This is a genomic window from Leucobacter sp. OLIS6 (assembly GCF_002752355.1).
GTDB lineage: Bacteria > Actinomycetota > Actinomycetes > Actinomycetales > Microbacteriaceae > Leucobacter.
Genome location: NZ_MRAV01000014.1, coordinates 42,968 through 54,872, shown reverse-complemented (window position 1 = coordinate 54,872; position 11,905 = coordinate 42,968). Strand labels below are relative to the sequence as shown.

General features: G+C 70.3%; 13 protein-coding genes. 4 read left to right on the top strand and 9 right to left on the bottom strand.

The features are described from left to right. Positions 1-113: 113 nt before the first annotated feature. Positions 114-1,670: a GTPase HflX gene (hflX, locus tag BMH31_RS10365; protein ID WP_199068557.1), complete on the bottom strand. Its 1,557-nt coding sequence runs from the start codon at positions 1,668-1,670 to the stop codon at positions 114-116. 131 nt (positions 1,671-1,801) lie between these two features. Here hflX and BMH31_RS10360 point away from each other — a divergent pair, with 131 nt between their 5' ends. The 3 genes from BMH31_RS10360 to BMH31_RS10350 all read left to right on the top strand — a co-directional run bounded on the left by BMH31_RS10360 (position 1,802) and on the right by BMH31_RS10350 (position 4,372). Next, the gene (locus BMH31_RS10360; RefSeq protein WP_099725293.1) at positions 1,802-2,416 is read left to right on the top strand and encodes a methyltransferase; all 615 of its coding nucleotides are present in this window, start codon (positions 1,802-1,804) and stop codon (positions 2,414-2,416) included. 108 nt (positions 2,417-2,524) lie between these two features. Beyond that, a complete protein-coding gene (locus BMH31_RS10355; protein WP_099725294.1) occupies positions 2,525-3,226 on the top strand; it encodes a DUF4190 domain-containing protein in 702 nt (233 codons plus the stop codon). Positions 3,227-3,463: 237 nt separating this feature from the next. Then, on the top strand, positions 3,464-4,372 hold the full coding sequence (locus BMH31_RS10350; protein ID WP_143469847.1) for a DUF4190 domain-containing protein: 909 nt from the start codon (positions 3,464-3,466) through the stop codon (positions 4,370-4,372). Between the two features lie 83 nt (positions 4,373-4,455). On the opposite strand, the gene dapF is transcribed toward BMH31_RS10350, so the two are convergent. Further along, entirely contained in the window at positions 4,456-5,337 is an 882-nt protein-coding gene (dapF, locus tag BMH31_RS10345) for a diaminopimelate epimerase (RefSeq protein ID WP_099722489.1), read from the bottom strand. Between the two features lie 62 nt (positions 5,338-5,399). On the opposite strand from dapF, the gene BMH31_RS10340 reads away from it, so the two are divergent. Next, complete coding sequence (locus tag BMH31_RS10340; RefSeq protein WP_099722490.1) at positions 5,400-5,903, top strand: nucleoside deaminase; 504 nt, start codon at positions 5,400-5,402, stop codon at positions 5,901-5,903. A gap of 64 nt (positions 5,904-5,967) precedes the next feature. Here the strand turns inward: BMH31_RS10340 and BMH31_RS10335 are convergent, their stop codons facing one another. The 7 genes from BMH31_RS10335 to BMH31_RS10305 form a co-directional block, all read right to left on the bottom strand. After that, positions 5,968-6,399 (bottom strand): GNAT family acetyltransferase, encoded by a 432-nt coding sequence (locus BMH31_RS10335; RefSeq protein ID WP_099722491.1) that lies wholly within the window; start codon positions 6,397-6,399, stop codon positions 5,968-5,970. Positions 6,400-6,460: 61 nt separating this feature from the next. Beyond that, complete coding sequence (gene miaA / locus BMH31_RS10330; protein ID WP_099722492.1) at positions 6,461-7,402, bottom strand: tRNA (adenosine(37)-N6)-dimethylallyltransferase MiaA; 942 nt, start codon at positions 7,400-7,402, stop codon at positions 6,461-6,463. Beyond that, entirely contained in the window at positions 7,399-8,937 is a 1,539-nt protein-coding gene (gene miaB / locus BMH31_RS10325) for a tRNA (N6-isopentenyl adenosine(37)-C2)-methylthiotransferase MiaB (RefSeq protein WP_099722493.1), read from the bottom strand. The genes miaA and miaB overlap by 4 nt, the downstream gene beginning before the upstream one ends. Before the next feature lie 64 nt (positions 8,938-9,001). Beyond that, positions 9,002-9,853, bottom strand: a complete 852-nt coding sequence (locus BMH31_RS10320) for a regulatory protein RecX (protein WP_099722494.1) — start codon at positions 9,851-9,853, stop codon at positions 9,002-9,004. A gap of 5 nt (positions 9,854-9,858) precedes the next feature. Then, positions 9,859-10,920: a recombinase RecA gene (gene recA, locus BMH31_RS10315; protein ID WP_099722495.1), complete on the bottom strand. Its 1,062-nt coding sequence runs from the start codon at positions 10,918-10,920 to the stop codon at positions 9,859-9,861. Positions 10,921-11,178: 258 nt separating this feature from the next. Further along, on the bottom strand, positions 11,179-11,400 hold the full coding sequence (locus BMH31_RS10310) for a DUF3046 domain-containing protein (RefSeq protein WP_099722496.1): 222 nt from the start codon (positions 11,398-11,400) through the stop codon (positions 11,179-11,181). A 69-nt stretch (positions 11,401-11,469) separates the two neighbouring features. Then, positions 11,470-11,793, bottom strand: coding sequence for a helix-turn-helix transcriptional regulator (locus tag BMH31_RS10305; protein WP_046455857.1), 324 nt, complete (start codon positions 11,791-11,793; stop codon positions 11,470-11,472). Positions 11,794-11,905 lie beyond the last annotated feature (112 nt).

The window sequence follows — 11,905 nt, the reverse complement described above, 5'->3', positions numbered from 1 at the left end:
GACTGGATCAACTTCACGCTAGCCAGCGGCGTCTGCGAGCGGCAGGTTCGTGTCGCAGTATTACCCGGTTTCCCAGTGTTACCGCAGGGTCGGCGGAGGGCCCCTCCGATCCGCTATCCGGCGCGCAGGAACGGCTCCAGTTTCGCCACGGTCTCGCCCGTCACGAAGGCACGCACGCGAGTCCCGCTCTCGACGTACTCGGTCTCGAGCACGCGGTTGCGCTCGTGCAGCTCCGCGACCAGGTCGCCCCGGTCGTAGGGGATCACGACGTCGACCTCGCGGTCCGGGACCGGCAGGGCCGCGTCGATGCGCGCACGCAGTTCCTCGATGCCCTCGCCCGTTCGCGCGGACGCGAACACCGCGTCGGGCGCGAGGCCGTGCAGCACGAGCCGCTGGGCGTCGTCGATGAGGTCGGACTTGTTGAACACCACGATCTCGGGGATGCCCTGGGCGTCGACCTCCGCGATCACGTCGCGCACGGTGCGCAGCTGCGACTCGGGATCTGGGTGGGAGCCGTCGACGATGTGCAGCACGACGTCCGCGTCGCCGACCTCCTCGAAGGTGGAGCGGAACGCCTCGACGAGCTGGTGCGGCAGGTTGCGCACGAAGCCGACAGTATCGCTGTAGGTGAAGGTGCGGCCGTCGGAGGTCTCGGCATGGCGCACCGTGGTATCGAGCGTCGCGAACAGCTGGTTCTGCACGAGCGCGGCGCTGCCGGTCAGGCGGTTCAGCAGGCTCGACTTGCCGGCGTTCGTGTACCCGGCGATCGCGACCGACGGTACCTCGCCGCGCTTGCGGTTGGCGCGCTTGGCCTCGCGCGCGGGCGCGAAGCCCGCGATCTGCTTGCGCAGCTTCGCCATGCGGGTGTGGATCTTGCGCCGGTCGAGTTCCATCTTGGTCTCGCCGGGGCCGCGCGATCCCATGCCCGCACCGCCCGATCCGACCTGGCCACCGGCCTGGCGCGACATGGATTCGCCCCAGCCGCGCAGGCGTGGCAGCAGGTACTCGAGCTGCGCGAGTTCGACCTGCGCCTTGCCCTCGCGGCTCTTGGCGTGCTGACTGAAGATGTCGAGGATCACCGCGGTGCGGTCGATCACCTTGACCTTCACGACGTCCTCGAGCGCGCGCCGCTGGCTGGGCGCGAGTTCGGTGTCGGCCACCACGGTGTCGGCTCCGACGCTCGCGACGAGCTCGGCGAGCTCGTGCGCCTTGCCCTTGCCGAGGTAGGTGCTCTTGTCCGGGTGCGGGCGCCGCTGCAGCAGGCCGTCGAGCACGTTCGCCCCCGCCGTCTCGGCGAGCGCGGCGAGCTCGCGCAGCGAGTTCTCGGCGTCGTCGAGGCTGCCCTGCGGGTACACCCCGATGAGCACGACGTTCTCGAGCCGCAACTGGCGGTACTCGACCTCGGTGACGTCCTCGAGCTCGGTCGAGAGCCCGGGAACCCGGCGCAGCGACGCTCGCTGCTCGCGTTCCAGTCGGATCGCGTCGATGTCGGCGGAGAGCTGATCGTGCGCTTCGTCGCCCAGCGCCTGCGCGCCGCCCGTCAGGTTCTCGACAGCGCCGTCGCGGATCACCGTCGCTCCGGTGGAGCCGGAGCCGCTCGCGCGAGCCAGGATTCGTTCGATGGGATCGGTGACGTCGGTGCCCGGATCCTCAGAAATGCGTTTCGTCATGCGGGCACCAGTCTACGGCGCGCCCGGCCGCCCGACCAGGCCCGTTCGCCGAGAGCGTCCGCGGCCGGGGCGTGCGGGCGTGCCGGTAGGCTCTCGGCCATGGCACTTCCCCTTCAGCGAGCGTCCCGGGCATGAGCGGCCACTACTTCAGCGAGTCCCCCGACAGCGACCTGCGCCCCCGCGAGATCCGTGCGATGCTCGGCGGCGCGGAGCGGACGGTGCGGACCGCCGGCGGCGTGTTCAGCCCCGAGCACCTGGATCGCGGCACCGAGGTGCTGCTGCGCGCCCTCGCCGATTCCCCGCCCGCCGGCTGCGTGCTCGACATCGGATGCGGTTGGGGTCCCATCGCGCTCGATGCGGCGCTCTCCTCCGCAGGATCGGGTCTCGACGCGGAGGTCTGGGGCATCGACATCAACGAGCGGGCGCGCGCGCTCGCGGCGGAGAACGCGCGCGCGCTCGACCTCGGCACCGTGCGCATCGCCTCCCCCGAGGAGGTGCCGGACGATCTCCGCTTCGACGAGATCCGTTCGAACCCGCCCATCCGCGTCGGCAAGGCCGCACTGCACGAGATCCTCGGCACCTGGCTGCCGCGCCTCGCGCCGGGCGGCACCGCCTACCTGGTCGTCGCGAAGCATCTCGGAGCCGACTCCCTGCAGCGCTGGATCGGCGGGACGTTCCCCGAGCTCTCGGTGGATCGCATGGCGCGCGACAAGGGATTCCATGTGATCCGCGCGCAGCGCGACTGACCCCTGGAATCCGCACTCCGCGTTCCCTGAGAGCGCCGTACCGCCCGCACTCCTAGACTGATCCCGAGCGCCCGGAAGTCGCCGGGGCCGCAACTCGAAGGACAGACGATGTCGAACCTGTTCCCGCCGCAGGATCCCAACCAGACCGGGCTCCCGGACGCGACGACGAGCGTCCCCCTCTCCGAGCAGCAGCCCCCGTACCCCGGGCCCGCGCAGCCCCCGTTCCAGCCGCAGCCCGAGGCACCTCTCAACGCGCTCTCGCTCGTCTCGTTCATCGGGTCGTTCTTCGTCGGCCTCGTCGGCATTATCTGCGGCCACATCGCGCTGAAGCAGATCAAACGCAGCGGCGAACGCGGGCACGGATTCGCGCTCGCGGGCACCATCATCGGCTACGTGACGCTCGCGCTCGAGCTGATCGCGGTCGGGTTCCTGATCCTCTTCGGCATTTTCGCGATCGGTGCGATCGGGGTTGCCGCGGGCAGCGCCGGCACCGGCCTGCACGACGAGGGCGGCTCCGCCCCGTACAGCGAGGAGTCGGTGACGCCGAGCCCGGCGGACCAGCCCCTGTGCGACGCGCTCAGCACCTACTGGGACGAGGTCGACGCGTACGTGATCGGCGAGCCCGCGCCGCAGACGCTGATCGACTCGGTCAAGAAGGTCGCCGAGATCGCGCCCGAGACCCACCAGAAGCTCTACACCGACTACATCGCGATGCTGTCCGGGACCTCGAAGCTCACCGCGACCGAGAAGCAGCAGCTCCAGGCGGACGCCGACAACGCGCTCACGGAGGACGGCGCCGACTGCTGGTGACCCGCCGCGCGCGCTTTCCGCAAAGCGCTTCTTCTTGCCTATTCAATTGAATGGGCAAGCTTCTTTCCGACGCATTTCACGCACGATATTCGTTCTGCTTTCCTCTCGGATGCGCGAAGGGGAATCCTCCGCATACACTCATTGCGGGGACAGGGCCGAACCGGTGTGTTCTCTTTTTCCCCGCCAACGAAATCCGCGCCCGTCGGGCGCCCCCTCAGACCCGGAAGAGATCGCATCGTGACGACCCCCGAGCAGCCCGAGAACCAGGCTCAGAACCAGCCTCCCGTCCAGCCTCAGGCGCCCCAGATCCCCGCGCCGCCCGCTTCGGAGGCCCCGAGCGCCCCCGTTGCTCCCCCGGTGCCCCCGGTCGCCTCGGAGCAGCCGACCGTGCGGTTGCCGCAGACCGCGCCCGTCGCGGGCGCGCCGGTGCCGCCGCCGGTTCCCGCCCCGCAGCCCGCTCCGGTCGCCGGCGCACCGGTCCCGCCGCAGGGTCCCGGCGCCCCGGTGCCCCCGTACCAGCAGCAGCCCGGCGCCCAGGTCCCCGCACCCCAGGCTCCCATGAACCCGCTCGCGCTGGTCTCGTTCATCGGGTCGTTCTTCGTCGGCCTCGTCGGCGTGATCTGCGGCCACATCGCGCTGAAGCAGATCAAGCGCGACGGCAGCCGAGGACGCGGCTTCGCGCTCGCCGGCACGATCATCGGCTACGTCAGCGTCGCCACCGGCATCATTGCGACGATCGTCATCATCGTGACCCTCGTCACCGGTGCGGCCATCGTCGGCACCGCGGCGTCCGAGGCGCAGAAGCAGTACGAGGACAGCCAGACCAGCATCGCGCCGACCGAGACCACCGAGTCGACGCCGAGCGAGTCCTCGGACGGCACCAAGGCCTCCTCCGCGTTCTGCACCGCACTGGACAAGGTCGAGAAGGAGAGCCTGAACATCGATCCGAGCGCCGGCGCGGCACCCCAGGCCCTGATCGATGCGTACAAGGAGCTCGCCTCGGCCGCGACCGGGGATCACAAGGCGATCTACCAGCAGATGGCCGACCTCCTCGCGAACCCGGCGAACGTCGACACCTCGAAGGTCAGCGAGCTGCAGTCCGAACTCACCTCGGCCGTGGCCTCGGACTACGTGGACTGCATGTAGTCGTCCCCAAGACACGAGAGCGGCGGATCACCCTTCGGGGCGATCCGCCGCTCTCGCGTTTCAGCCGGGGCGGGCGAGATCCGCTACAGCGTCGAGAGGTCGACCTCACCGCGGTAGACCAGTTCGGCCGGCCCGCTGAGCGAGACGTGCTCGCCCTCCTCGGTCGGGAACATGCGCACGGCGAGGCGTCCGCCCGGCACCTCCACGCTCCAGTGGTTCGGCATCCCCTCGCCGCCCCAGTGCCGGAACGCGAGCGCCGCGGCCGCGGTCCCGGTCCCGCAGGACAGCGTCTCGCCCACTCCGCGCTCGTGCACGCGCATGCGGATGTGCGCGACACCGTTCTTGAGCAGTGGGTCCTCGGGCACGACGAACTCGACGTTGGCCCCGGATTCGGGCAGCGGATCGAGCGCGGGGATCTTGGCGAGGTCGAGCCCGTCGAGCTCCTCGCCGTTCGCGAGGGCGACCACGACGTGCGGGTTCCCGAGATCGATGCCGAGTCCGGGCCGCGCGACGTCCAGCCCGCTGGCCGCGACCAGCCGCTCGGGGGCGAGTCGCCAACGGCCGAGATCCACCGTGTAGCCCGAGACCCCGGCGAGCACGTCCTTGACCCCCGCGCGCGTGCCGATCGGCAGCGTATCGCGCCGCTCGGGGGCGACGAGCCCCTCGGCGATGAGGTAATGGGCGTAGACCCGGATCCCGTTGCCGCACATCTCGGCCGGGGTCCCGTCGGCGTTCCAGTAGTCCATGAACCACTCGGCCTCGGGCTCCTCGGCGAGGATCGCGGCTCCCTCGGGGATCGCACGGGATCGCACGGCTCGGATCACGCCGTCGGCACCGATCCCGAAGCGCCGATCGCAGATCGCGACGATCTGCTCGGGGGTGAGGGGCGACGCCCCCTCGGGATCGGTGAAGAGCACGAAGTCGTTGCCCGTGCCGTGGCCCTTGGTGAACGCGAGGGTCGTCATGGTCCCAGTCTAGGGCCGGCTCCTGCGTGTCGGATCGATGCGCGCAGTGCTAGCGTGACGGCATGACCGGCTCCATCTCGGACGCGCTGACGCCCGAAGATCTCGTGCACCTGCGACGCTGCGTGGAACTCGCCCGAGAGGCGCTCGAGGACGGCGACGAGCCCTTCGGCTCGCTGCTCGTCGATCCCGCGGGAACCGTGCGGTTCGAGGATCGGAACCGGGTGAAGCACGGCGACGCCACCCGGCACCCCGAGTTCGAGATCGCCCGGTGGGCCGCCGAGCACCTCACCCCCGAGGAACGGTCCGCGAGCGTGACCTACACCTCGGGCGAGCACTGCGCGATGTGCTCGGCCGCGCACGCCTGGGTCGGGCTCGGCAAGATCGTCTACGCGACGAGCACCGAGCAGTACGCCGCTTGGTCGGCCGAGTGGCGGATCCCTCCGGCCCCCATCGCGCTGCTGCCGATCCGATCCGTGGCTCCCGGCGTGCCCGTCGCAGGTCCGGCTCCCGAACTCGCCGACGAGGTCCGCGCGTTGCACGCGCGCAGGTTCGGGATCGAGCTCTGATCGGCCCCGGTTCAACCGCTGATCGCCCCGTGACCGAGCCGTCGGGCTTCGGCGGGCTCCGCGCTCAGGAGTCCGCGATCAGTCTCCGGCTGCGCACCAGGACGTCGTCGGTCCCGTAGCCGAGCGCGTCGTAGAACCCGAGCACGCGGTCGTTCCCGACGCGCACCATGAGCTGCACCTTCGGGCAGCCCATGGCTCCGAGCCGCCGTTCGGCCTCCGCCACCAGCGCGCGGGCGATCCCCCGCCCGCGGTGGGCCGGATCCGTCGCCAGGTAGTAGAGCCAGCCGCGGTGCCCGTCGTAGCCCGCCATGACCGATCCGACGATGCGCCCCGATGCGTGATGCTCGGCGACGAGGAACAGCTCTGGCTGCACCGCGGCCTTCCGCGCGATGTCGGCGCGCGGGTCGTTCCACGGGCGGGTCAGTTCGCAGGCCTCCCAGAGCGCGACGACCGTCTCAGTATCGGGTTCGGCGAAGGTTCGAATGCGCTCGTCCATGCGGGAACGATAGCAGCGGGTCGGGCCGCGCTGCGCCGCGAGGGGTCGGAGGATGCCGGGATCAGCCCGCCGGGCCCGTGATCCGGCCGACCTCGGGCCGATCGAGCCATTCGATCCCCGGATACCGCTTGAACCAGCTGACCTGGCGCCGCGCGTAGCGGCGGGTCAGCGCTTGGGTCTCGGCGATCGCCTCGGCTTCGCTCGCGCGTCCCGCGATCTGCGCGAGCGCCTGGGCGTACCCGATCGCCCGACCGGCCGTCTTCCCCTGCTCGATCCCCCTCGGGATCAGCGCGCGGACCTCGTCGAGGAGGCCGTCCGCCCACATCCGCTCCACGCGGTGGTCGAGCCGTTCGACGAGCTCCGCGCGTTCGCAGTGCACGCCGATGATCCGGGTGCCGTCGCCCGCTTCGGGCCGCCAGAGCTCCGGGGTGTCCGGCAGCACGACCTGGGCATCGCCGCCGAGCCGCGCGACCTCGAGCGCGCGGACGACCCGCCTCGGGTTCCTGGCGTCGACGGCGTCGGCGACTGCAGGGGCGATCCCGCGCAGGTCCTCCAGCAGCGGACCGACTCCGTCGCGTTCGAGCCGCGCTTCGAGCTCGGCCCGCAGCGCATCGTCCCGTGGGGGGAAGCGGAAGTCGAAGATCGCGCTCGAGACGTAGAGCCCGGATCCCCCGACGAGGATCGCGTGATGGCCGCGTCCGAGCACCTGCTCGATGGCGCGCCGGACCGTCGGCTGATACCAGGCGACGGTCGCTTCGTCGCGGGGTTCGACGGCGTCGAACAGGTGATGCGGGATCCCCCGACGTTCGGCCTCGGGGAGCTTCGCCGTGCCGATGTCCATGCCGCGGTAGAGCTGCATGGCGTCGGCGTTCACGATCTCGGCGGGCGCGCCTGCGGCCCCGAGCCGTTCGGCGAGGTCGAGGGAGAGGGCGGTCTTGCCGGTGCCGGTCGCGCCGACGACCGCCCAGATCCGCGGACGTGGCTGGGCGGGCGAGTCGGTCACGCGGTCCGGATGGTCGGGATGCCGAGGCCGACCTGCCGGGCGGCGCCGGCGGAGCTCGGAGCGGCGACACCGCAGCTCTCGGCCTGGCGACGGTCCCAGGCGTCACCGGCACGCGTGCGTCGCACCGCGTAGCCCGAGGTGTCGTCGGCGATGAGGAAGTGGGGCGCGGCCGCGGTCACGCCCACGGTGACGACGTCGCCCGGGCGGGGTTCCTCGGCGCCCTTCGGGAGAGCGAAATGCACGAGGCGGTTGTCTTCGCCGCGGCCCGACAGGCGCCGCGTGGCGGTGTCCTTCTTGCCCTCGCCCACGGAGACGAGCACGTCGATGCGGCGTCCGATCTGCGCTTCGTTCTCCTCGAGCGAGAGCCGCTCCTGCAGCGCGACGAGGCGTTCATAGCGCTCCTGCACGACGGCCTTGGGGATCTGGTCCTCCATGGTGGCGGCGGGGGTTCCGGGGCGGATCGAGTACTGGAAGGTGAAGGCGCTGGAGAATCGCGAGGCTTCGACGACGCGCAGCGTCTCGGCGAAGTCCTCTTCGGTCTCGCCGGGGAAGCCGACGATGATGTCGGTGGTGATCGCCGCGTCGGGGATCTGCTCGCGCACGCGCTCGAGGATCCCGAGGAACTTGGCGCTGCGGTAGGAGCGGCGCATCGCTTTCAGCACGCGGTCGCTGCCCGACTGGAGCGGCATGTGCAGCGACGGCATCACGTTCGGGGTCTCGGCCATGGCGGCGATGACGTCGTCGGTGAACGCGGCGGGGTGCGGGCTCGTGAAGCGCACCCGTTCGAGCCCGTCGATGTCGCCCATGGCGCGGAGCAGTTTGCCGAAGGCCTGCCGGTCGCCGAATTCGACGCCGTAGGTGTTGACGTTCTGGCCGAGCAGGGTGACTTCGATGGCGCCGTCGTCGACGAGCGCCTGCACCTCGGCGAGGATGTCGCCGGGCCGCCGGTCCTTCTCTTTGCCGCGGAGAGTCGGCACGATGCAGAAGGTGCAGGTGTTGTTGCAGCCGACGGAGATGGAGACCCAGCCGCTCGATGCGGAGTCGCGCTTGGTCGGGAGCGTGGAGGGGAAGGTCTCGAGGGCTTCGAGGATCTCGATCTGCGCTTCGTCGTTGTGGCGGGCGCGTTCGAGCAGTGCGGGCAGGGATCCCATGTTGTGGGTGCCGAACACGACGTCGACCCAGGGGGCCTTCTCGACGATAGTGTGCTGGTCCTTCTGCGCGAGGCAGCCGCCGACAGCGATCTGCATGCCGCCGTCGCGTTCACGCTTGACCCCGGCGAGGGCGCCGAGCGTGCCGTAGAGCTTCTTGTCGGCGTTCTCGCGGACGGCGCAGGTGTTGATGACGATCACGTCGGCGTCTTCGCCGTCGCTGCGCACGTAGCCCGCGGACTCGAGCGAGCCGGAGAGACGCTCGGAATCGTGCACGTTCATCTGGCAGCCGAAGGTGCGCACCGCGTAGCTGCGCGGCGTGCCGTCGGCGCGGACTGCGGCGGGCGACGGTGCGATCTCAGTGGGCTCGGAGACGACGGTTGACATGCTCAGAGTCTACCGAGACCGCCGCTCGCGCGAAGACCGCACTGAGGACCGCCTGCGCCCGCCGCTATTCGAAGCGAACGCCTGATCCGCGGCCGCCCGACGAGCGGGATCCTGCGGAGCGGGCGCCGGTCCCGTCGAGCGCGTCGCGCACCGCGCGAACGGCGGGCTCGCCCGACCACCCGCGCCGCGCCAGGAAACCGAGCAGCCGGCGCTCGGCGGTCTGCCGGTCGACGCCGCCGAGGCGCCGCGCGCGTTCGACCGCGGTACGACGCAGCAGCGCGAACTCCTCGTCGTCGTCGAGCTCGCCCAGGGCGGTCTCGATCGCCTCGTCCTCGAACTTCCGCTCGCGCAGCTTCTGCCGGATCTGAGCCCGGCTCGCCCGCTTGCTCTCGCGCAGCTTCTCCGTGACGACCCGCGCCAGGCCCAGGTCGTCGAGGTAGAGGCTCCGCACGAACTCGTCGATCACGTCGTCGACCTCGTTCGGATCGTGCCCGAGCGCGATGAGCTCGCCCCGCAGTTCGCCGCTGGACCGTGCCCGTCGAGCGAGAAGGCGCACCGCGTCCTCGTTCGCCGTCCGGGTCGGACCGTCGGCCTCGTCGAAGGCTTCGAGCGCACCGGCGTCCGCCGGTACGGAGTCGTTGGCGCGACCGGTTCCGCCGCCTTGTCGCGAGCCGGCTGCGTTTCCGCCGAAGACGGCCTCGACGACGTTGCTCCGGCGGCTCGCTGCCTCGGTCGCCGTGTCGCGCGATGCCTCAGGATCGACTTCGGACTCGAGCTCGGTCGCCTCGCCGCGCCCGCCGGACACGACGGCACTGCCGAGCCGCGAACGGAACTCGATCACCTCGGCGAGGTCGCCCCGGTCGGCGACGGTTGCCGCCGACCGGTCCTCGGGAGGCGGGAGAAAGCGAACCGCCATGATGTTCAGGCCCCGATGCGCACGTCGTCCGCGGCCTCGCCGCCCTCGACAGCGGTTGCGTCGGCCTCGGTGCGTCCGTTGACGCCGAGCTTCACCAGGATCTTCTCTTCGATCTCGGCGGCGACATCCGCGTGCTCGATCAGGAAGCGGCGGGCATTCTCCATGCCCTGACCCAGCTGATCGCCGTCGTAGGTGTACCAGGAGCCGCTCTTCTTGACGAGACCGTGCTCGACACCGAAGTCGATGAGCGAACCCTCGCGAGAGATGCCGACGCCGTAGAGGATGTCGAACTCGGCCTGCTTGAAGGGGGGAGCCATCTTGTTCTTGACGACCTTGACGCGGGTGCGGTTGCCGACCGCGTCCTGACCGTCCTTCAGAGTCTGGATGCGGCGGATGTCGAGACGGACCGACGCGTAGAACTTGAGCGCCTTGCCGCCCGAGGTCGTCTCGGGGCTGCCGAAGAAGACGCCGACCTTCTCGCGGAGCTGGTTGATGAAGATCGCGGTGGTCTTGGTCTGGTTCAGGCCGCCCGTCATCTTGCGGAGCGCCTGCGACATGAGTCGCGCCTGCAGGCCCACGTGGCTGTCGCCCATCTCGCCCTCGATCTCGGCCTTCGGCACGAGCGCCGCGACCGAGTCGATGACGATCAGGTCGACCGACCCCGAACGGATCAGCATGTCGGCGATCTCGAGCGCCTGCTCCCCCGTGTCGGGCTGCGAGACGAGCAGCGAATCGATGTCGACGCCGAGCTTCTGCGCGTACTCGGGGTCGAGCGCATGCTCGGCGTCGATGAACGCGGCGATGCCGCCGGCGCGCTGCGCATTCGCGATCGCATGCAGCGTGAGCGTGGTCTTGCCCGAGGACTCCGGACCGTAGATCTCGATGATGCGGCCGCGCGGGAGCCCGCCGATGCCGAGCGCGACGTCCAGTGCGATCGAACCGGTCGGGATCACCTCGACCGGAGCGCGCTCCTGACTGCCCATGCGCATGATCGCGCCCTTGCCGAACTGACGATCGATCTGCGCGAGTGCCGCGTCGAGGGCCTTTTCGCGATCGTTTGCTGCCATGGTGTGCTCCTTCTGCTCGGGCGGAATCCGCCTGCTCTGCCGCCTATCGGCTGTCGTGCGAAACAACCCTCGGTTGCTCCTCGACAAGGCGTGATGGCTTCGTGTTCAGACACTAGGAGCAGCCACCGACATTCGCGTCGGAGACCACAGCTCCCGGAGCCCGAAAAGCGCCGAATCCATCTGGGGACGACGATAGCAATATTCGAACACACATTCGATAGCGCGGCGGCGTGTCGCCGACCGCGCGGCGCCTCGGACTCAGCGCTGCGGGTCTCGGAGCCCTCTGCCGTAGCGGCGGGACGGGGGCACGTCGAGGTCCTCGCAGACCGCGACCCAGACCTCGCGCGCGGGGACTCCGCGCTCGATCGCCGCGTCGGCGGTGCCGTCGAGCGCGGTCAGCCAGTGGTCGCGCATGAGCACCCCGGCATAGGCGTCGCCGAACTCCTCGCGCATCGCACGCTGGAACTCGCTCAGGCGCATGGATCCCCCTCGGCATGAAGAGGGCGCCCGGCCGCGAACGGTCGGACGCCCTCGAACGATCTGATCGGACTAGCGAGCCATCAGCTCGGACGCGTAGCCCGAGACCAGGTCTGCGGGCACCGTGTCCGGCACGCGCGACGCGAGCGGCACGCTGAGGCCCTCGACCACCGCGAGGCGATCGCTCACCTCGCCGTAGATGACCGAGAGCGGCGTATCGAGCGCGTCGGCGACCGCGGCGAGAATCTCGCTCGACGCTTCCTTCTGCCCGCGCTCCACCTCGCTGAGGTAGCCCAGCGCCACGCTCGCCTCACCGGCGACCTGCCGCAGGGTCCGGCCCTTCTGCAGGCGGAAGTCTCGCAGCACGTCACCGATCTCTTGACGAACCAGCACCATGGCGTCCTCCTTCTTGCATCCGCGATCCGAGGATCACGTTTCCACACTACCCGCCCGGAATGATCTTCTCCGAGTGGGTGACGCTTCAAGTCTGCCGAGCGTCACTGTGAAC

Excerpts from the sequence above, each read along its gene's own strand:
- hflX (WP_199068557.1), bottom strand. The coding sequence starts at position 1,670 with ATGACGAAACGCATTTCTGAGGATCCGGGCACCGACGTCACCGATCCC.
- BMH31_RS10360 (WP_099725293.1), top strand. The coding sequence starts at position 1,802 with ATGAGCGGCCACTACTTCAGCGAGTCCCCCGACAGCGACCTGCGCCCC.
- BMH31_RS10355 (WP_099725294.1), top strand. The coding sequence starts at position 2,525 with ATGTCGAACCTGTTCCCGCCGCAGGATCCCAACCAGACCGGGCTCCCG.
- dapF (WP_099722489.1), bottom strand. The coding sequence starts at position 5,337 with ATGACGACCCTCGCGTTCACCAAGGGCCACGGCACGGGCAACGACTTC.
- BMH31_RS10340 (WP_099722490.1), top strand. The coding sequence starts at position 5,400 with ATGACCGGCTCCATCTCGGACGCGCTGACGCCCGAAGATCTCGTGCAC.
- BMH31_RS10335 (WP_099722491.1), bottom strand. The coding sequence starts at position 6,399 with ATGGACGAGCGCATTCGAACCTTCGCCGAACCCGATACTGAGACGGTC.
- miaB (WP_099722493.1), bottom strand. The coding sequence starts at position 8,937 with ATGTCAACCGTCGTCTCCGAGCCCACTGAGATCGCACCGTCGCCCGCC.
- BMH31_RS10320 (WP_099722494.1), bottom strand. The coding sequence starts at position 9,853 with ATGGCGGTTCGCTTTCTCCCGCCTCCCGAGGACCGGTCGGCGGCAACC.
- recA (WP_099722495.1), bottom strand. The coding sequence starts at position 10,920 with ATGGCAGCAAACGATCGCGAAAAGGCCCTCGACGCGGCACTCGCGCAG.
- BMH31_RS10310 (WP_099722496.1), bottom strand. The coding sequence starts at position 11,400 with ATGCGCCTGAGCGAGTTCCAGCGTGCGATGCGCGAGGAGTTCGGCGAC.
- BMH31_RS10305 (WP_046455857.1), bottom strand. The coding sequence starts at position 11,793 with ATGGTGCTGGTTCGTCAAGAGATCGGTGACGTGCTGCGAGACTTCCGC.